Here is a 19,482-nt window from a genome sequence, read left to right as displayed (position 1 = left end):
TCGCGATGGCGGACTAACAGACACACAGATGTCGAGGTGAACATGTACAACTGGATCGACGCCCTCGCCGACCTGCAAAACCAGGGTGAGCCCTGCGTGCTGGTTACCATCATCGAAGAGCTCGGCTCGACGCCGCGCAATGCTGGCTCGAAGATGGTCATCAGCGCGAACCAGAGCTTCGACACCATCGGTGGCGGGCACCTGGAATACAAGGCCATGAAGATCGCTCGCGAGATGCTCGCCAGCGGCAAGCAGGACACCCATCTGGAGCGCTTCAGCCTAGGCGCCAGCCTCGGCCAGTGCTGCGGTGGCGCGACCGTTTTGCTGTTCGAACCGATGGGCCAGGTTCAAGCGCAGATCGCCGTGTTCGGTGCCGGCCACGTCGGCCGCGCCCTGGTGCCACTGCTGGCCAGCCTGCCCTGCCGGGTGCGCTGGATCGATTCGCGGGAAGATGAATTCCCCGAGCAGATCCCCCATGGCGTGCGCAAGATCGTCAGCGAAGAACCGGTGGATGAAATCGATGATCTGCCGGCCGGCAGCTACTACATCGTGATGACCCACAACCATCAACTCGACCTCGAACTGACCGCTGCGATCCTCAAGCGCAACGACTTCGCCTACTTCGGCCTGATCGGTTCGAAGACCAAACGGGTGAAGTTCGAACATCGCCTGCGCGACCGCGGTTTCGACAACAGCGTCGTGCAACGCATGCGCTGCCCGATGGGCATCGGCGAAGTCAAAGGCAAGCTGCCTGTGGAAATCGCCATCTCCATCGCCGGCGAAATCATCGCCACCTATAACGCGAACTTCGGCCAGCAAACCTCCAGCGCCGGATCGATTGCCAAACTGCTGCCTGCCTCACGCCGCAGCCAAGCCTCCAACTGAGAATTCTCATGCCTCTGACTCGCAAAGCCTACCGCGCCGCCATCCTGCACAGCATCGCCGACCCAGCCGTCGTTGGCATCGAAGCCTCCTACGAGTATTTCGAAGACGGCTTGCTGGTTGTGGATAACGGCCAGATCAGCGCCCTCGGTCACGCCAGCGAACTGCTGCCGACCCTGGCGGCGGACGTCGAAATCACCCACTACCAGGATGCACTGATCACCCCCGGCTTCATCGACACCCACATCCACCTGCCGCAAACCGGCATGGTCGGCGCCTATGGCGAGCAACTGCTGGACTGGCTCAACACCTACACCTTCCCGTGCGAAAGCCAGTTCGCCGACAAGGCCCACGCCGACCAGGTCGCGGACATTTTCATCAAGGAACTGCTGCGCAACGGCACCACCACTGCGCTGGTATTCGGCAGCGTGCACCCGCAATCGGTGAACTCGTTCTTCGAAGCGGCCGAGCAGCTCGACCTGCGGATGATCGCCGGCAAGGTGATGATGGACCGCAACGCCCCGGACTACCTGACCGACACCGCCGAATCCAGCTACGTCGAAAGCAAGGCGCTGATCGAGCGCTGGCACGGCAAGGGTCGCCTGCACTACGCGGTCACCCCACGCTTCGCACCGACCAGCACCCCGGAACAACTGACCCTGGCCGGTCAGCTGCTGACCGAGTACCCGGATCTGTACATGCAGACCCACATCAGCGAAAACCTCAAGGAAATCGAGTGGGTCAAAGAGCTTTTCCCGGAGCGCAAGGGCTACCTGGACGTCTACGATCACTACCAGTTGCTCGGCGAGCGCTCAGTGTTCGCCCACGGTGTGCACCTGTGCGATGACGAGTGCGCGCGACTGGCAGAAACAGGTTCGGCCATCTCGTTCTGCCCGACCTCGAACTTCTTCCTCGGCAGCGGCCTGTTCAACCTGCCGATGGCCGAGAAGCACAAGCTCAATGTCGGCATCGGCACCGATGTGGGTGGCGGCACCAGTTTCTCGCTGCTGCAAACCCTCAACGAAGCCTACAAGGTCATGCAACTGCAAGGTGCACGCCTGAGCCCGTTCAAGTCGCTGTACCTGGCCACCCTCGGCGGCGCCCGCGCATTGCGCCTGGAAGACAAGATCGGCAACCTGCAACCGGGCACCGACGCCGACTTCCTGGTGCTGGACTACAACGCCACGCCGCTGCTGAGCTATCGCCTGAAGCAGGCCAATAACATCGCCGAGACATTGTTTGTGTTGATGACCCTGGGGGATGACCGGACGGTGCAGCAGACCTATGCGGCGGGGAATTTGGTGCATCAGCGGTAAATTTCTCCGGACATAAAAAATCCCCCGTGATCATCAGATTCCGGGGGATTTTTTTGACCCTCTGTAGGAGCGAGCCTGCTCGCGATGAACCCGAGGGCGACACGGGGTGTCAGGCTTCCCGCGTAATCGTTAACGACCATCGCGAGCAGGCTCGCTCCTACAGGGGGCGGTGTCAGATTTTCGCGGGCGAACGCCCAGGCTTCTTGGTCTGCAGCAAATGCGAGAACACCGCATGCAGATCATCCGACGCACTTTCCTCGTCGAGGTTGAGTTTGCTGTCGATGTGATCCATGTGATGCATCATCAGGTTCACCGCCAGTTCAGCGTCGCGCTTTTCGATGGCGTCGATCAACTGGGTGTGCTCGTCGTAGGAGCAATGGGAACGGTTGCCGCTTTCGTACTGGGCGATGATCAGCGACGTCTGGGACACCAGGCTGCGCTGGAAGCTGATCAACGGGGCGTTTTTCGCCGCTTCGGCCAGTTTCAGGTGAAACTCGCCCGACAGACGGATACCGGCACCGCGATCACCGCGCGAGAAGCTGTCGCGTTCATCGTTGACCATCTGGCGCAACTCGGCAATCTGCTCGGCGGTAGCGTGCTGAACCGCCAATTCGGTGATCGCACGCTCGACCAGACGGCGGGCCATGAACACCTGACGGGCTTCTTCGACGCTCGGGCTGGCGACCACGGCGCCGCGATTCGGACGCAGCAGCACCACGCCTTCATGGGCCAGGCGCGACAAGGCGCGGCGAATGATGGTGCGGCTGACCCCGAAAATTTCCCCCAGCGCTTCTTCGCTCAACTTGGTGCCGGGCGCCAGACGCTGCTCGAGGATGGCCTCGAAGATATGCGCGTAGACAATATCGTCCTGGGTACCGCTGCGGCCGGCTTTGCCTGCTCGCGGTTGTTTCTTTAGGGGTTGCAACTGTTCGTTCATGGGCACTCGAGTCGGAAGAACTGCGGCGAATTGACCGTGACTGTAATACGGCACAGTGGGTCGCTGGCAAGTATCGCGTAAAAAACACTGCGATTGTACACAATGGAGGGTGGCAACACGACTGTACGGCTGAATGTTGCCTCGGCTGTATTGCAACGTCTGGTTACTTTTGAGTTTAGGCTTGTTCACAGAATCCGCCCTTGTAACGCGATCCCTGTGGGAGCGAGCTTGCTCGCGATGGCGGCGTCACATTCAGCACTTCTGTTGGCTGATCCACCGTTATCGCGAGCAAGCTCGCTCCCACAGAGTTCGTGTTGCAGCGGACATCTTCATCTGTAAAAGGAACACCGCCGTCATGAACGACGCCACCCACACGCAAATCCGCCCGTTGGCCGACACCTCGCCCTCGGCCATCGTCGCCGGCTTCATCGCCATGATGACCGGCTACACCAGCTCCCTGGTGCTGATGTTCCAGGCCGGGCAAGCGGCGGGCCTGAGCAGCGGGCAGATTTCTTCGTGGATCTGGGCGATTTCCATCGGCATGGCGGTGTGCTCCATCGGCCTGTCCTTGCGTTATCGCACGCCGATCACCATTGCCTGGTCGACCCCGGGCGCAGCGCTGCTGATCACCAGCCTGGGCGGCGTGAGCTACGGCGAAGCCATTGGTGCCTATATTACCTGCGCGGTGCTGGTGACGATTTGCGGGCTGACCGGCAGCTTCGAACGACTGGTGAAAAAGATTCCGGCATCCCTGGCCGCCGCCCTGCTGGCGGGGATCCTGTTCAAGATCGGTAGCGAGATTTTCGTCGCAGCGCAACACCGCACTGCCCTGGTACTGGGGATGTTCGTCACTTATCTGGTGGTCAAGCGCCTGTCGCCGCGCTATGCGGTGTTGGCGGCATTGCTGATCGGCACGGCATTGTCAGGCTTCATGGGGTTACTGGACTTCAGCGGCTTCCACCTGGAAGTGGCCACGCCGGTCTGGACCACACCGCATTTCTCCCTGGCCGCGACCATCAGCATCGGCATCCCGCTGTTTGTCGTCGCCATGACCTCACAAAACATGCCCGGCATCGCCGTATTGCGCGCTGATGGTTACACGGTACCTGCCTCGCCGCTGATCACCACCACCGGCATCGCCAGTTTACTGTTGGCACCGTTCGGTTCCCACGGGATCAACCTGGCGGCGATCAGCGCAGCAATCTGCACCGGGCCCCACGCCCATGAGGATCGCAACAAGCGCTACACCGCGGCAGTCTGGTGCGGGATTTTCTACGGGATTGCCGGCGTGTTCGGCGCGACGCTCGCGGCATTGTTTGCCGCGCTGCCCAAGGAACTGGTGCTGTCGATTGCGGCGCTGGCACTGTTCGGCTCGATCATCAATGGCTTGAGCATCGCCATGAGCGAAGTGAAGGAACGTGAAGCGGCGCTGATCACCTTCATGGTCACGGCATCGGGGCTGACGCTGTTTTCCATCGGTTCGGCGTTCTGGGGGATTGTCGCGGGGGTGGTGACACTGCTGATTCTGAACTGGAGGAGCGAACCTGCTCGCGATGGTCGTCAACGATAACGCTGGAAACCTGAGACCCTGCGGCGCTCTCAGGTTCATCGCGAGCAAGCTCGCTCCTACAAAAAAAGCATAAAAAAACGGCGACCCTTGGGTCGCCGTTTTTTCTGGAACATCAAGCTACCGGATTGATCGGCTTTTCCGGGTACCAGACGTCCAGCAGCGGGCTGACTTCAACGCTGGTCAGCTCGGTGCGGCCTTTGAGCCAGGCTTCAACGGCAGCGCGCTGTTCAGCGCTGACCGAGCCACGCTTCTGCAGGCAAACCAGACCGTAGTCGTCGCCGCCAACATAACCCAGACCGTTGGCTTCCATGGCTTCTTTGAGGAACGCGTCGAGGAAAGCATCAATGGCTTCATCAGCCAAATCTTCTTTGAAATCCAGGTTCAGTTCGAAACCCAGCTCTTGAAATTCATCGACGCACAGTTTTTTGCGCAGACGCTGGGAACGGTTAGTCGCCATTGGAACAATCCTCTTAAGTAATAACGGGCGGCACTTTAGCAGTTTAAGCCGCCGATTGCCTGACTCTCTGGGCCACCACGCCTACCGTCGGTAAAAAAATAGCCGATCAGGATGCTCGCGCACGGCACAAGCCGTGACACCTTGGGGCATAATGCCGACACTTTCATGACCATTGAGGGAATTTATCTCCATGCCCTCTTTATATTTCCCCCTCGGCTGTAGGGTTTTATTTCAGATGATCAAATCTTTGCGTCCTTTGCTGTTGGCCGGTTTTCTTCTCCCCCTGGCCCTCCACGTTTCCGCCGCTCCAATCAATACCGCGTTGTCGCCCAACGTTGAAAAAGCCCTGAAAGCCAGCAAGCTGCAGGACAACGCCCTGTCGCTGGTGATGATCCCCCTCACCGGCCCCGGCACCCCGACGGTGTTCAACGCCGACGTGTCGGTCAACCCGGCATCGACCATGAAACTGGTCACTACCTACGCGGCGCTGGAAATGCTCGGCCCGAACCACCAGTGGAAAACCGAGTTCTACACCGACGGCACCCTCAGTGGCGGCATTCTCAACGGCAACCTCTACCTCAAGGGTGGCGGCGATCCGAAGCTGAACATGGAAAAACTCTGGCTGCTGATGCGCGACCTGCGCGCCAACGGCGTGACCCAGGTCACCGGCGATCTGGTGCTGGATAAAACCTTCTTCGTGCAACCGCAACTGCCGGAGTTCAATGACGACGGCAACGACGATAACAAGCCGTTCCTGGTCAAGCCCGACTCGCTGCTGGTCAACCTCAAGGCGCTGCGCTTCGTCGCGCGCAATGACTCGGGCAAGGTGCTGGTCTCGGTGGAGCCGCCGATTGCGAGCATCCGCATCGACAACCAGGTCAAGGCCCTCAACTCCAAGCAATGCACCGGTGGCGTGCGCTACAACCCGGTGGCTCAGGCCGACGGCAGCGTGACCGTGACGGTCGGCGGCCAACTGGGTGAAGGCTGCAGCTCACAGACTTACCTGTCGCTGCTCGACCACGCGACCTACACCGCCGGCGCCGTCCGCGCGATCTGGAAGGAGCTGGGTGGCAGCATTCAGGGCAGGGATGTGCTGGCGCCAACACCGAAAGACGCCAAGGTCCTGGCCCGGGCGTTCTCGCCGGACCTGGCGGAAATCATCCGCGACATCAACAAGTACAGCAACAACACCATGGCCCAGCAGTTGTTCCTGAGCCTGGGCCAACGCTTCCGCACCGATGCCGATGGTGACGACGCCAAGGCTGCCCAGCGTGTCGTGCGCCAGTGGCTGGCGAAAAAGGGCATCACCGCGCCGCACCTGGTGATGGAGAACGGCTCCGGCCTGTCCCGTGCCGAGCGTGTCAGCGCCCGAGAAATGGCCTCGATGCTGGAAGCTGCCTGGCACAGTCCGTATTCCGCCGAATACATCAGTTCGATGCCGATCGCCGGCACCGACGGCACCATGCGCAAACGCCTGAAGACCACTGCGATGCGCGGTGAAGCCCACGTCAAGACCGGCACCCTGAACACCGTGCGGGCGATCGCCGGTTTCAGTCGCGACGTCAACGGCAACACCTGGGCGGTGGTGGCAATCCTCAACGACAAGGCCCCTTTCGGCGCCTCGTCGGTGCTCGATCAGGTGCTGCTGGATCTGTACCGCCAACCGAAAACGCCGCAAACGGCGTCGGTGTTGTAACCGAATCTGGAAAGCTCCAGAGATCTACTGTGGGAGCGAGCTTGCTCGCGATGGCGGCATGACAGTCAGCATCAATGTTGAATGTAAAACCGCTATCGCGAGCAAGCTCGCTCCCACAGGGTCTGCGTACAACCCGGGTTAACTCATCTCCCCCTCTACCCGATCCCTTCCTGCCTGCTTCGCCGCGTAAACCCCGGAATCCGCGCGCAACAGCAAAGCATCGGCGCCCTCCCCGACCCGCCAACTGGCAATCCCGAAACTGGCAGTGACCGTACCGACACCTTCAATGGGTGAACTGCGCAGGCCTTGCCACAATTGCTGGGCCAACATATAGGCCTGTTCGCCGCTGATATCCGGGCACAGCACCATGAACTCCTCACCGCCCAAGCGGCAGAACACATCGGTGCGACGCAGCCGGTGGCCGATCCGTTGGCACACAGCCTGCAACACCCGATCACCGATGGCATGACCATGCAGGTCATTGATGCGCTTGAAATGGTCGATATCGAGCATGATCACCGACAGATCCCCACCGCCACGCTCCACCCGGGCCATTTCGATGGTCAAGCGCTCCTGGAAATAACGCCGGTTGTGGATACCGGTCAGGGAATCGGTGACCGACAACGCGCGCAACTCTTCTTCCACCCGCTTCCTATCGGAAATGTCCGAGATGTAGCCGTGCCACAGCACACCGCCACCGGGCAGTTCCTCTGGCGTGGCCTCGCCACGCACCCAACGCAGACCCCGTTGCGGCAATTGCACGCGGTATTCCTCGCGCCAGGGGCTGAGGGTGTCGGCCGAGGCGCGGATCGAGGCACGGACACGGGTGCTGTCCTGGGGGTGAATCCGGGTGAAGATCGCTTCGGCATTGAGCAGCAGCACGTCAGGTTCCAGCTCGTAGATCTCGCGAATGCCGTCGCTGGCGTAGATCACGCTGAAACGCCCGTCGAACTCCATCTTGAACTGGTAGATGCCACCGGGCACGTGGGCGCTGAGTTTCTTCAACAACAGATCCCGCGCCGCGAGCGCCTCATGGACACGCTTGCGTTCGGTGATGTCGATGCACACCGCCAGGTGCCCGACCCACAGGCCTTGCTCGTCGAGCACTGGCGTGGCGAGCATGTTGACTATCAAATGGCTGCCATCGCCACGTACCAGCGTCCACTCCCGCGCCTCGTGGCTGCCCTGCGCGTCGCCTTCGACCAGCATCGCCTGGCAGGTCGGCACCGGTTTACCATAGCGTGCGCTCAACTCTGCCGAGCGAGCGACCAGCTCCCGGGGCAGGTGCAGGCTCTCCAGGGTCATATGCCCCACCACCTCGGCACTGGTATAGCCAAGCATCTGCTCAGCACCGGCGTTGAAGGTGCTGATGACACCGCGCAGGTCGGTGGCGATGATCGCGACCTGGGTGGCGGCATTCAGCACACCACGCAACTGACCATGGGTGCCGCGCAGCTCCTGCTCTCGATCCCGTAGCTCCCGGGTGCGTTGCTCGACCATTTTCAACGCCCGCTGCCGCTGGCTGACCAACACGTACAGCAAGGCACTGAGCATCACGCTGAGCATTCCACCCAACACCACCACACTGGTCACGGAGGAATGATTGGCCTTCACGAACGCATCGCTGGGCTGGATATCGACTTGATAGTCATGGTCGGCCATGCGCAACAGGCGCGTGGCCGACAGCTCGCTGATGGCCGGCGGGTTGGGTGACTCGAACAGCACCTCGTGCTGGTCATCGATCGACAAATCGAGGATGCGCACCGAGAGATAGTCATGGCTGGCGTCCGGCAGTCCGTCCGCCAACAACTGGCGCATGCTGATCACGGCCATGACATAACCGTAGGGCTTCGTGGATTTGCGGTCCTGACTGCTGCGCTGCATGAGCGGCGCGACCAGCAGCACGCCGCGGGCATAAGCCGGTTCGATACTCACCAGATGCATCGGTTGTGATACCGCCATACCGCCACGCTGATCGGCCCGAGCGAGCGTGGCACGCCGCAGCGGCTGAGCCAGCAAGTCGTAACCGAAAGGAGCGCCGAGTTTGCTTTGCGTCTGGCTGTACAGCACCGCCACGTACTCATCTCGCTCGCTGGCCAGTTGCAATTGGCCGTCGGCGTTGAGCTCCCTCAGGGTGAAGTTGTTCAAGCCCTCGTCTCGCACCCGACGCTCGAACGCCGCCCGCTCGTCACGAGTGACCCGCTGGGCATAGGAATACGCTTGGGTTCGCAGCAGCAAAGGTTGGGTGTAGCCGTCGAATTCCGCTCGGGACACCGAATCGGAATTGGCGAAAAACCGGCGCAGGCCGTCGAGGCGCTGCTCCTGATCTTCGAAACGCTCTTCGATACGGCTGTAACGTTCACTGGCCAGCAGTTGGAAACGTTGCCGCAATTGATGGTGAAACAGATTCAGCGTCGACCACGCCAGCAACCCGGTGAGCACCCCGCCAACCAGCAATACCAGCAGCGCGACCAACCAGGCCGAGGCATCTTCGCTGATTATTCCCAGGATCCTGGGGCGCACGGCGTGCAACGACATAAAACGCAAACTCAAAACGCCAGGTGCGGAGAAGCCCTTTGGCCATGAACTGAGTTATAGCTATTAGCCACTAATTTGACCAGCCCTGAAACCCTGTAGGAGCAGCCGGTCGACGCTCGATTGCTCGCGATGGTCGATAACGATAACGCGTGCTTTCTGAATACACGCGGCGCTTTCGGGTTCATCGCGAGCAGGCTCGCTCCTACAGTGAATCAGCACAGCTATCAACGAGCCGTGATTTTCCAGGCGCGATGGATCTTGGCGTTGCGGGCAAAATCCGGGTCGATGGTCTGGGCGGTGATCTCCTCGACTGCATAACGCTCGCCGAGGTTGGCTTCCAGTTCAAACTTGCGGAAGTTGTTGGAGAAGTACAACACGCCGCCGGGCGCCAGTCGCGCCATGGCCAGGTCGATCAGTTGCACCTGGTCGCGTTGCACGTCGAAGACACCTTCCATGCGCTTGGAGTTGGAGAACGTCGGCGGGTCGATGAAGATCATGTCGTACTCGTCACGACTGGCTTCGAGCCACGCCATCACATCACCCTGCTCCAGACGGTTCTTGTCGGAGAAACCGTTCAACGACAGGTTGCGACGCGCCCAGTCCAGATAGGTTTTCGACAGGTCGACACTGGTGGTGCTGCGCGCGCCGCCCTTGGCCGCATGCACACTGGCCGTCGCGGTGTAGCAGAACAGATTGAGGAAGCGCTTGCCGGCCGCCTCTTTCTGGATACGCATGCGCATCGGCCGGTGGTCGAGGAACAGACCGGTGTCGAGGTAGTCGGTGAGGTTCACCAGCAGCTTCACGCCACCCTCATTGACCTCGACGAACTTGCCCTGTGCCGCCTGGCGCTCGTACTGCTTGGTGCCGCTCTGGCGCTCGCGGCGCTTGACCACCACACGGCTCTTGTCGATGTTCAACGCCTGCGGGATGGCTGCCAGGGCATCGAACATGCGGGCCGAAGCCTTTTCCGGATCGATTGATTTCGGCGCGACGTACTCCTGGACATGCACCCAATCGTGATACAGGTCGATGGCCATGGAGTATTCCGGCATGTCGGCATCGTACACGCGGTAGCAGTCGATGCCTTCACGCTTGACCCACTTGCCCAGGGCCTTGAGGTTCTTTTGCAGGCGGTTGGCGAACATCTGCCCGCCTTCGCTCAGGCGCGGCTGCTCGACCACTGGAGCCGGTGCCGGCGCCGGTTTGATCGGGTTGCCGTTTTTGTTGAACTTGCGTTCCTGCGGTTCGTTCGGCGCCTGATCGTAGGCGGCTTGCTCGCGCTCGACCTGGCGCTGCTCCGGAGTACGACGCTCGCCGGTGACGAATTGATCCGGCAACACCTTGATCAGCAACAGCTTGCACGGCAAGGCGCCGTTCCAGAACGAATACTGCTTGTGGCTGCGGATACCCATGCGCTTGCCCAGGTCCGGGGCGCCGGTGAACACCGCGGCTTCCCAGTTGAGGCAAGCCTGACGCAGGCGTTCGCCAAGGTTCTGGTAAAGGTAGAGCAGGCTCGCCTCGTCGCCCAGACGCTCGCCGTATGGTGGGTTGCAGATCACCAGGCCTTTCTGGTTCTGGTCCGGACGCGGCTCGAAGGTCGCGACTTCACCCTGGTAGATCTTGATCCACTCACTGAGGCCGGCACGTTCGACGTTGTTGCGACCCGGTTGAATCAGGCGCGGGTCGGCTTCGTAACCGCGAATCCACAGCGGCGGCTTGGCCAGGCCGGCCGCGGCGCGTTCGGTGGCTTCTTCGTGGAGTTTTTTCCACAGCGCCGGTACGTGACCGAGCCAGGCGGTGAAGCCCCACTGCTCGCGACGCAGGTTCGGCGCCATGTCGGCAGCGATCATGGCGGCTTCCACCAGGAACGTGCCGACACCGCACATCGGGTCGGCCAGAGCGCCGCCTTCGGCCGCGATACGGGGCCAGCCGGAACGGATCAGGATGGCGGCCGCGAGGTTTTCCTTGAGCGGCGCCGCACCTTGCTGCAAGCGATAGCCGCGCTGGTGCAGGCTGTGACCGGACAGGTCAAGAGACAGAATGGCTTCGCCACGATCCAGGCGCAGGTGAATGCGCAGGTCCGGGTTGAGCTTGTCGATGGACGGACGGTCACCTTGCGGGGTGCGCAGTTTGTCGACGATGGCGTCCTTGACCTTCAGCGCGCCGAAGTGGGTGTTGTCGATACCTGAGCCATGGCCGCTGAATTCGACGGCCAGGGTGCCGTCATTGAGCATGTGGTCTTGCCACTCGATGTCCAGCACGCCGTGGTACAGGTCTTCGGCGTCCTTCATTTGGAAACGCTTGAGCACCAGCAGCACGCGGTTGGCCAGGCGCGACCACAGGCACAGGCGATAAGCGGTTTCCATTGTGGCCATGCCGCGTACGGCAGAGGTGTGCTCCCGCGCTTCCTCAAGGCCAAGCCCGACGGCTTCCTCGATGAGCAGGCCTTCAAGGCCTTTTGGGCAAGTGAGGAAGAGTTCGAAACGATCGGACATGGGAATTCCAGAACCTTTAGCTAAGTGACCGGGCAACGCATTGCCGGTCCGGTTTTCAATCAGGCACTTTTCTCGAAGAGCGCCCGCGTGGCACGAAGGTGTGCCGTTCCACCCCTGCTGCTCGGGTTAAATGAGCTTAGATGCAAGGACAGATAAAAAAGTTGATGCAACAAAATGTCATAAGTCGACCCTTCGTCGAATAGTGCTTCCCGGCAACGGGAGCCATTCTCACTAAAGGATTAAGCCCATCATCCAGCGCAGAGCCGATCATACCGGGGTTTGGCCAATAAATACGCTACAAACGCTCTGTTACTTATGGCGTTAGCACATGAACGGTTACGTCCTTATGACAAAACGATCATTCCCTCGATGTGACGCATTGGTTAGAACTCAATACAGGTTGGCGCCGCAATGACGCCAACACCTTGGCTCGTCACGCCGGCAACGAGCCCCCAACGGCAGAGTTTTTCTGCCAGACCTCAATAGAGGTCGACGCGATAAATACAGTCAACAAGTGAGGGCAACACCCTATGAGAAGACTTAAGCGTGATCCGTTGGAAAGAGCATTTTTGCGCGGATATCAATATGGCGTTGGTGGTAAATCCCGTGAGCTTTGCCCATTTACTCTACCGTCGGTACGTCAAGCCTGGATTAACGGCTGGCGAGAAGGACGCGGCGACAACTGGGACGGTATGACCGGCACTGCGGGAATCCACAGACTCAACGAACTTCACGCCGTCGGCTAATTACAGGGCAGAACACTCCGACACGACAATCTGATTTGTACTGAATTAACCATGCACGTCCCATCCGGACGGCGGGCTCCGGCCCAGGGGCTCCTTTAAAGGGGCCCTTTTTTATGCCTGCTTCACATTCAGCGACGATACCCTTGTGGCGAGGGGGCTTGCCCCCGTTGGGTCGCGAAGCGGCCCCGAAACCAATCGACTCGGTGACACAGGTAAAACACAGTGGCCGGAATTGCGGCTGCTTCGCAGCCGAACGGGGGCAAGCCCCCTCGCCACAAAAGCCCCAACAGTCTTCAGCGTAGTGCTGCGATTGCGTCTACCGACTCACGAATCAGCGCCGGGCCTTTGTAGATGAAGCCCGAGTAGATCTGCACCAGGCTCGCGCCCGCGGTGATTTTCTCCGCTGCGTGCTTGCCTTCGGTAATACCGCCGGCAGCGATGATCGGCAGCCGACCACCCAGCTCCGATGCCAGCACTTTCACGGTGTGGGTGCTCTTGTCGCGAACCGGCGCGCCGGACAGACCACCGGCTTCTTCGCCGTGCTCCATGCCTTCGACGCCTATACGGCTCAGGGTGGTGTTAGTCGCAATGACCGCATCCATCCCGGTTTCGATCAGCGCTTGCGCAACTTGTGCGGTTTCTTCGTCGCTCATGTCCGGCGCGATCTTGATCGCCAGCGGTACATGTTTGCCATGACGCAAGGCCAGTTCCGCGCGGCGCTCGGCCAGATCGGCCAGCAACTGCTTGAGCGAGTCACCGAATTGCAGGCTGCGCAGGCCCGGCGTGTTCGGCGAGCTGACGTTGACCGTCACATAGCTGGCGTGGGCGTAGACCTTGTCCAGGCAGATCAGGTAGTCGTCCACGGCACGCTCGACCGGCGTATCGAAGTTCTTGCCGATGTTGATGCCCAGCACGCCCTTGTATTTGGCCGCCGCCACGCGGGCCAGCAGGTGATCGACGCCGAGGTTGTTGAACCCCATGCGATTGATGATCGCCTCGGCTTCCGGCAGACGGAACAGGCGCGGCTTCGGGTTGCCCGGCTGCGGACGCGGCGTGATGGTGCCGATTTCGACAAAACCGAAACCCAGTTGGGCGAAACCATCGATGGCCGCGCCGTTCTTGTCCAGGCCGGCGGCCAGCCCCACCGGATTCGGGAAGTCCAGGCCCATGACATTCACCGGCGTCTTCGCCGGGGCCTTGCACAGCAAGCCGTTGAGCCCAAGACGCCCGCCCGCGCCGATCAGGTCCAGGGACAGATCGTGGGAGGTTTCCGGGGAGAGTTTGAACAACAGCTGACGGGCCAGGGTGTACATGGGCGGATTTGACTCGATTGGCGGCGAATTGAGGCGGCGATTATAGCCGGGCAACGGGGTGGCAAGCGAGGCGCGTGATCAAATCAACGGATAATGGCATATGCCTTGCACCACTCTGGGCACCAGCACCCATGCCAACGACCGAATGTGTGCAAAGACAATGGCGTCGTCCCCGACCTGCTCATGCAAGAACTCGGGACGACGTTTTTTTTGCAAGGTGAACACGCGATGAACGAACCATCAGCCGGCCCTCTGGCCTGGGTCAATGGCAGCGATGCCCCGGAAAAAACCGAAATCAATCTCGGCTTCATGGCTCTGAGCGACTGCGCCTCGGTGGTTGTCGCCGCCACCCAGGGCTTCGCCCAACCCCATGGCTTGACCCTGAACCTCAAGCGTCAGTCGTCCTGGGCCAACCTGCGGGACAAACTGGTCAGCGGCGAACTCGATGCCGCCCACAGCCTCTACGGTCTGGTTTACGCCGTTCACCTGGGCATCGGTGGCGTGGCCGCGACCGACATGGCCGTGCTGATGGGCCTGAATCAGAACGGCCAGAGCATCAACCTGTCCCGTGGTTTGCAAGCGCTTGGAGTGACCAGTCCTGAAGCACTGGAACGGCACGTGCACCAAACTCGCTCAAAATTCACCTTCGCCCAAACGTTTCCAACCGGCACCCACGCCATGTGGTTGTATTACTGGCTCGCCAGCCAGGGCATTCACCCGCTCCTGGATGTCGACAGCGTGGTGGTGCCGCCGCCGCAAATGGTCGCGCACCTGCGGGCCGGGCGTATCGACGGGCTCTGCGTCGGCGAACCCTGGTCCGCCAGCGCCGTGCAACAGGACCTCGGCTTCACCTTGGCCACGACCCAGACCATCTGGCCCGATCATCCGGAAAAGGTCCTGGGCTGCACCCGCGCCTTCGTCGAGCAATACCCCAACACTGCCCGCGCGTTGGTGATGGCGATTCTGGAGGCCAGTCGCTTCATTGAAGAAAGCAGCGAAAATCGTCGCAGCACCGCGCAATTGCTCAGTGCAGCGCAATACCTCGATGCGCCGCTGGAGTGCATAGAGCCGCGCCTGCTGGGCGACTATGTCGATGGTCTGGGCAATCGCTGGCAAGACCCACACGCCCTGCGCTTCCACGGTGAAGGCGAGGTCAATCTGCCGTACCTGTCCGATGGCATGTGGTTCATGACCCAGTTCCGTCGCTGGGGTTTGTTGCGCGACGACCCGGATTACCTCGCCGTGGCCCGTCAAGTCCAGCAACTAGACTTGTATCGTGAAGCGGCCAGCGCTGTAGGGGTCGCGGCACTGGGCAAGAAGATGCGCAGCAGTCAGTTGATCGACGGCAAGACCTGGGACGGTTCGGACCCGGCCGGTTATGCCCGCAGTTTCAAACTGCACGCCATGAGCGACAGCTCGCACCGATCCGCCAGCCGCTGACAGGAGACCATGAACATGCTGCGTATCCTGCTGATCAACGACACCGCTAAAAAAGTCGGGCGCCTGAAGGCCGCCCTGATCGAGGCCGGATTCGAAGTGATCGATGAATCCGGCCTGACCATCGACCTGCCCGAACGCGTCGAAACGGTGCGTCCGGATGTGATTCTGATCGATACCGAGTCACCGGGCCGCGATGTCATGGAACAAGTGGTGCTGGTGACTCGCGACCAGCCACGACCGATTGTGATGTTCACGGACGAACACGACCCCGATGTGATGCGACAGGCGATCAAGTCCGGTGTCAGCGCCTACATCGTCGAAGGCATTCACGCACAACGCCTGCAGCCGATTCTCGATGTGGCCATGGCACGTTTCGAAAGCGATCAGGCCTTGCGTGCCCAACTGCATGCCCGCGACCAGCAATTGGCCGAGCGCAAGCGCATTGAACTGGCCAAGGGACTGCTGATGAAAATGAAGGACTGCAACGAGGAAGAGGCCTACACACTGATGCGCCGCCAGGCGATGAGCCGCCAGCAGAAGCTGATTCAAGTGGCGGAGCAGATTATTGCCATGAGCGAGTTGCTCGGCTGAAGTTCCGTGGCGAATGTTCTATCGCCTTCGCGAGCAAGCCCGCTCCCACAAGGGCGCTACGCCGAACACGAATCACCTGTGGGAGCGGGCTTGCTCGCGAATGGCTGCAACCCGGTTTCGGTTGTTGGCACAGATCTCGCTAAGTAATCAACACAGGTAACCAACGGCGGTTGCCCCACCTACGACAAAGACGTCGCTCACCTCATTTGCCCTTGGCGGATCGGGTAGCGGCGTTTTTTCGTTTTGGCCCCACAGCACGGGGCCGGTGGTGCGGCCGTATCGGCGCCCCACCTGCAAGCTCATGACTCCTTTCGAGACTCTTCACAGCTGAGGTGCGCAATGAATTCAAGCTTCTGGAAATCCGGCCATACACCCACATTGTTCGCAGCCTTCCTCTATTTCGACCTGAGCTTCATGGTCTGGTACCTGCTCGGTCCTTTGGCGGTACAGATCGCCGCCGACCTGCACCTGACGACGCAGCAACGGGGGCTGGTGGTCGCCACGCCGATTCTGGCCGGGGCGGTGTTGCGCTTCGTGATGGGGATGCTGGCTGATCGCCTGTCGCCCAAAACCGCCGGCCTGATCGGTCAGGTCATCGTGATCTGCGCGCTGTTCGGCGCCTGGAAACTCGGAATCCACAGCTACGAGCAGGCGTTGCTGCTGGGCCTGTTCCTCGGCATGGCCGGCGCTTCGTTCGCCGTCGCCTTGCCCCTGGCCTCGCAGTGGTATCCGCCGCAGCATCAAGGCAAGGCCATGGGCATCGCCGGCGCGGGGAACTCGGGCACGGTGCTCGCCGCATTGATCGCCCCGGTGCTGGCGGCGGCGGTTGGCTGGAGCAACGTGTTCGGTTTCGCCCTGATTCCGCTGATTCTGACCCTGATCGTCTTCGCCTGGCTGGCCCGCAATGCCCCCGAGCGGCCAAAAGCCAAATCCATGGCCGACTACTTCAAGGCCTTGGGCGATCGTGACAGCTGGTGGTTCATGTTTTTCTACAGCGTGACATTCGGCGGCTTCATCGGTCTGGCCAGTGCCCTGCCCGGTTATTTCAACGACCAGTACGGCTTGAGCCCGGTGACTGCCGGCTACTACACCGCTGCCTGCGTGTTCGGCGGCAGCCTGATGCGCCCCTTGGGTGGCGCGCTGGCTGACCGGTTCGGCGGCATTCGGACTCTGCTGGCTATGTACACCGTCGCGGCGATCTGCATTGCCGTGGTCGGCTTCAATCTGCCGAGTTCCTACGCCGCACTGGCACTTTTCGTCTGCACCATGCTCGGTCTGGGCGCAGGCAATGGCGCGGTATTCCAATTGGTGCCCCAGCGTTTTCGCCGGGAAATCGGCGTGATGACCGGCCTGATCGGCATGGCCGGCGGTATCGGTGGCTTTGCCCTCGCGGCCGGCATGGGCGCGATCAAGCAAAGCACCGGCAGCTATCAACTGGCACTGTGGTTGTTCGCCAGCCTCGGCGTTCTGGCCTGGTTCGGTCTGCACGGCGTAAAACGTCGCTGGAGAACCACCTGGGGTTCGGCCGCCGTGACGGCAGCGCGAGTCTGACGCCCCGATGAGCCTGCAACTGAGTTTCGCCGAAGCCAGCGCCATCGGTCCTCGCGAGGAAAACCAGGATGCCCTGCGCCTGGTCACGCCGGCTCCGGCGCTGGCCGCGAGCAAGGGTTACCTGTTCGCGATTGCCGACGGAGTCAGCCAATGCGTCGATGGCGGTCTGGCTGCCCGTTCGACGCTGCAGGCCCTGGCGCTGGATTACTACGCCACGCCGGAAACCTGGAGCGTCGCACAGGCACTCGATCGTCTGCTGCTGGCGCAGAACCGCTGGTTGCAGGCCAATGGCGGCGGACAACCGCTGCTGACCACCCTCAGTGCGCTGGTCCTGCGCGGCCGGCGTTTTACCCTGGCTCATGTCGGCGATTGTCGGGTGTATCGCTGGCACGCCGACCAATTGCAGCGAATCAGCGAGGATCACGTCTGGGACCAGCCGGGCATGCAGCATGTGCTGAAACGGGCGCTGGGGCTCGATCAACACCTGGTGCTGGATTTTCTCGACGGTGAGTTGCGCCCCGATGAGAGCTTCGTCCTGCTCAGCGACGGCGTCTGGGCCGTCCTGGGCGATACCGCCATTGCCGCGATCCTGCGCGATCAACCGGACTTGCACAGCGCTGCGAACACCCTGGTCAATGCTGCGCACCTGGCGGGCAGCCAGGACAACGCCAGCGCCATGCTGGTGCGGGTCGATGCCCTCGGTGAAGCGAGCATTGGCGATGCGTTGATGCACTTACAGCAATGGCCACTGCCGCCTGCCCTGAAACCGGGTCAGGCGTTCGAGGGCTGGCAGGTCGAGGGGATCGTCGCACAGAGCCAGCAATCGCTGCTTTATCGCGTTCGCGACAGCCAGCAACAACCCTGGCTGTTGAAAACCCTGCCCGGTCGCCTGCACGACGATCACCAGGCCGGGCAAGCGTTACTGTCGGAAGAATGGTTCCTCAAACGCGTGGCCGGTCGACATTTTCCTGAAGTCCACTCCGCCAGTCAGCGTCAGCATTTGTACTACGTGATGCGTGAATATTCGGGCGCTACCCTGGCCCAACGACATGAGCAAGGCGGACCGTTGCCGCTGCCCCAGTGGCAAGACATCGCCGAACGCTTGCTGCGAGCGGTCGGCCTGTTGCATCGACGGCAGATCCTGCATCGCGATATCAAACCGGAAAACCTGCTGCTGGGGGACGATGGTGAGTTGCGCCTGCTGGATTTCGGCCTCGCCTACTGCCCCGGGCTTTCGCAGGATCTGCCTTGGGCGCTGCCGGGTACACCCAGTTACATCGCGCCCGAAGCCTTTCGCGGCGAAGTACCGACGCCACAGCAGGACTTGTACGCCGTCGGAGTAACCCTGTATTTCCTGCTCACCGGGCATTACCCCTATGGCGAAATCGAAGCCTTCCAGCGCCCGAGGTTTGGCCTCCCGGTCAACGCCAGCCGCTACCGGCCCGACCTGCCGGACTGGATCGCCCATAGCCTGGAGCGCGCCGTGGCGGCGGCCCCCGACCAGCGTTTCGAAACAGCGGAAGAATGGCTGTTGCTGATCGAACAGGGCGAGCGCCACAGCTTGAGCGTGCGCCCCCGGCCCTTGCTGGAGCGCGAACCGCTGAAAGTCTGGCGAACATTGGCGCTGATATCGTTGCTGCTCAATCTGGTGCTGCTGATGGTTGCGCTCCATTAGCGGGCAAAGCGCCTTGAATCGGTGCACTCCCTCACGGTTCTGCCCTTGTGAACGGGGAAAATGCCAACAAACACGGGATTTGAGCGACTTGGCATAACCACTGCATTACCTCTTTCAACAGACATACAGCGCAGGCTTCAACGACGAAGGTTGCACTTCCCGAGAGAACGGGACCAGGACAAAGGCGTCCTCGCTAGGCAACTAGCGGGACGCCTTTTTTTGTTTGCGCAAAATTTGTCGAGCATGGCCTGCCCCTGATGAGGCAGGCCCGAGCT

Annotated in this window: 14 protein-coding genes; 9 read left to right on the top strand and 5 right to left on the bottom strand. The window is 61.1% G+C overall.

All coding sequences use genetic code 11. The features are described from left to right. Positions 1-42 precede the first annotated feature (42 nt). The gene (xdhC, locus tag AC1RS8_RS11610; RefSeq protein WP_057715689.1) at positions 43-885 is read left to right on the top strand and encodes a xanthine dehydrogenase accessory protein XdhC; all 843 of its coding nucleotides are present in this window, start codon (positions 43-45) and stop codon (positions 883-885) included. Positions 886-893: 8 nt separating this feature from the next. Beyond that, positions 894-2,198, top strand: a complete 1,305-nt coding sequence (guaD, locus tag AC1RS8_RS11605; protein WP_340314372.1) for a guanine deaminase — start codon at positions 894-896, stop codon at positions 2,196-2,198. Positions 2,199-2,370: 172 nt separating this feature from the next. On the opposite strand, the gene AC1RS8_RS11600 is transcribed toward guaD, so the two are convergent. Further along, positions 2,371-3,135 (bottom strand): GntR family transcriptional regulator, encoded by a 765-nt coding sequence (locus AC1RS8_RS11600; protein ID WP_007971481.1) that lies wholly within the window; start codon positions 3,133-3,135, stop codon positions 2,371-2,373. A 355-nt stretch (positions 3,136-3,490) separates the two neighbouring features. On the opposite strand from AC1RS8_RS11600, the gene AC1RS8_RS11595 reads away from it, so the two are divergent. Next, positions 3,491-4,705, top strand: coding sequence for a benzoate/H(+) symporter BenE family transporter (locus AC1RS8_RS11595; protein ID WP_218496750.1), 1,215 nt, complete (start codon positions 3,491-3,493; stop codon positions 4,703-4,705). A gap of 112 nt (positions 4,706-4,817) precedes the next feature. On the opposite strand, the gene AC1RS8_RS11590 is transcribed toward AC1RS8_RS11595, so the two are convergent. Further along, entirely contained in the window at positions 4,818-5,162 is a 345-nt protein-coding gene (locus AC1RS8_RS11590; RefSeq protein WP_007971486.1) for a YggL family protein, read from the bottom strand. A gap of 235 nt (positions 5,163-5,397) precedes the next feature. Here AC1RS8_RS11590 and dacB point away from each other — a divergent pair, with 235 nt between their 5' ends. Further along, positions 5,398-6,858, top strand: a complete 1,461-nt coding sequence (gene dacB / locus AC1RS8_RS11585; RefSeq protein ID WP_223503987.1) for a D-alanyl-D-alanine carboxypeptidase/D-alanyl-D-alanine endopeptidase — start codon at positions 5,398-5,400, stop codon at positions 6,856-6,858. A gap of 138 nt (positions 6,859-6,996) precedes the next feature. On the opposite strand, the gene AC1RS8_RS11580 is transcribed toward dacB, so the two are convergent. Beyond that, complete coding sequence (locus AC1RS8_RS11580) at positions 6,997-9,396, bottom strand: sensor domain-containing diguanylate cyclase (protein WP_489340079.1); 2,400 nt, start codon at positions 9,394-9,396, stop codon at positions 6,997-6,999. A 224-nt stretch (positions 9,397-9,620) separates the two neighbouring features. Next, positions 9,621-11,891 carry a bifunctional 23S rRNA (guanine(2069)-N(7))-methyltransferase RlmK/23S rRNA (guanine(2445)-N(2))-methyltransferase RlmL gene (gene rlmKL / locus AC1RS8_RS11575; protein WP_057715695.1) on the bottom strand — a complete coding sequence of 757 codons (2,271 nt, stop codon included), beginning with the start codon at positions 11,889-11,891 and terminating at the stop codon, positions 9,621-9,623. A gap of 530 nt (positions 11,892-12,421) precedes the next feature. On the opposite strand from rlmKL, the gene rmf reads away from it, so the two are divergent. Beyond that, a complete protein-coding gene (gene rmf / locus AC1RS8_RS11570) occupies positions 12,422-12,637 on the top strand; it encodes a ribosome modulation factor (RefSeq protein WP_003223300.1) in 216 nt (71 codons plus the stop codon). A gap of 293 nt (positions 12,638-12,930) precedes the next feature. On the opposite strand, the gene AC1RS8_RS11565 is transcribed toward rmf, so the two are convergent. After that, complete coding sequence (locus AC1RS8_RS11565) at positions 12,931-13,950, bottom strand: quinone-dependent dihydroorotate dehydrogenase (protein ID WP_057715696.1); 1,020 nt, start codon at positions 13,948-13,950, stop codon at positions 12,931-12,933. A gap of 228 nt (positions 13,951-14,178) precedes the next feature. Here AC1RS8_RS11565 and AC1RS8_RS11560 point away from each other — a divergent pair, with 228 nt between their 5' ends. The 4 genes from AC1RS8_RS11560 (at position 14,179) to AC1RS8_RS11545 (ending at position 19,207) form a co-directional block, all read left to right on the top strand. Continuing rightward, entirely contained in the window at positions 14,179-15,390 is a 1,212-nt protein-coding gene (locus tag AC1RS8_RS11560) for a CmpA/NrtA family ABC transporter substrate-binding protein (protein ID WP_489340078.1), read from the top strand. A gap of 15 nt (positions 15,391-15,405) precedes the next feature. After that, positions 15,406-15,981: an ANTAR domain-containing response regulator gene (locus AC1RS8_RS11555; protein WP_057715697.1), complete on the top strand. Its 576-nt coding sequence runs from the start codon at positions 15,406-15,408 to the stop codon at positions 15,979-15,981. Between the two features lie 339 nt (positions 15,982-16,320). Beyond that, positions 16,321-17,532: a nitrate/nitrite transporter gene (locus tag AC1RS8_RS11550; RefSeq protein ID WP_057715698.1), complete on the top strand. Its 1,212-nt coding sequence runs from the start codon at positions 16,321-16,323 to the stop codon at positions 17,530-17,532. A gap of 7 nt (positions 17,533-17,539) precedes the next feature. Further along, on the top strand, positions 17,540-19,207 hold the full coding sequence (locus AC1RS8_RS11545) for a bifunctional protein-serine/threonine kinase/phosphatase (RefSeq protein WP_489340077.1): 1,668 nt from the start codon (positions 17,540-17,542) through the stop codon (positions 19,205-19,207). Positions 19,208-19,482: the final 275 nt, after the last annotated feature.

This window comes from Pseudomonas sp. GW821-FHT12A04 (genome assembly GCF_058807755.1).
Note: the sequence above shows the minus strand (reverse complement) of the source record. Positions and strands in the feature narration are given on the sequence as shown.

What these genes read in the sequence shown, in the direction of transcription:
- xdhC (WP_057715689.1), top strand. Translation starts at nt 43, where the DNA reads ATGTACAACTGGATCGACGCCCTCGCCGACCTGCAAAACCAGGGTGAG.
- guaD (WP_340314372.1), top strand. Translation starts at nt 894, where the DNA reads ATGCCTCTGACTCGCAAAGCCTACCGCGCCGCCATCCTGCACAGCATC.
- AC1RS8_RS11600 (WP_007971481.1), bottom strand. Translation starts at nt 3,135, where the DNA reads ATGAACGAACAGTTGCAACCCCTAAAGAAACAACCGCGAGCAGGCAAA.
- AC1RS8_RS11595 (WP_218496750.1), top strand. Translation starts at nt 3,491, where the DNA reads ATGAACGACGCCACCCACACGCAAATCCGCCCGTTGGCCGACACCTCG.
- AC1RS8_RS11590 (WP_007971486.1), bottom strand. Translation starts at nt 5,162, where the DNA reads ATGGCGACTAACCGTTCCCAGCGTCTGCGCAAAAAACTGTGCGTCGAT.
- dacB (WP_223503987.1), top strand. Translation starts at nt 5,398, where the DNA reads ATGATCAAATCTTTGCGTCCTTTGCTGTTGGCCGGTTTTCTTCTCCCC.
- AC1RS8_RS11580 (WP_489340079.1), bottom strand. Translation starts at nt 9,396, where the DNA reads ATGTCGTTGCACGCCGTGCGCCCCAGGATCCTGGGAATAATCAGCGAA.
- rlmKL (WP_057715695.1), bottom strand. Translation starts at nt 11,891, where the DNA reads ATGTCCGATCGTTTCGAACTCTTCCTCACTTGCCCAAAAGGCCTTGAA.
- rmf (WP_003223300.1), top strand. Translation starts at nt 12,422, where the DNA reads ATGAGAAGACTTAAGCGTGATCCGTTGGAAAGAGCATTTTTGCGCGGA.
- AC1RS8_RS11565 (WP_057715696.1), bottom strand. Translation starts at nt 13,950, where the DNA reads ATGTACACCCTGGCCCGTCAGCTGTTGTTCAAACTCTCCCCGGAAACC.
- AC1RS8_RS11560 (WP_489340078.1), top strand. Translation starts at nt 14,179, where the DNA reads ATGAACGAACCATCAGCCGGCCCTCTGGCCTGGGTCAATGGCAGCGAT.
- AC1RS8_RS11555 (WP_057715697.1), top strand. Translation starts at nt 15,406, where the DNA reads ATGCTGCGTATCCTGCTGATCAACGACACCGCTAAAAAAGTCGGGCGC.
- AC1RS8_RS11550 (WP_057715698.1), top strand. Translation starts at nt 16,321, where the DNA reads ATGAATTCAAGCTTCTGGAAATCCGGCCATACACCCACATTGTTCGCA.
- AC1RS8_RS11545 (WP_489340077.1), top strand. Translation starts at nt 17,540, where the DNA reads ATGAGCCTGCAACTGAGTTTCGCCGAAGCCAGCGCCATCGGTCCTCGC.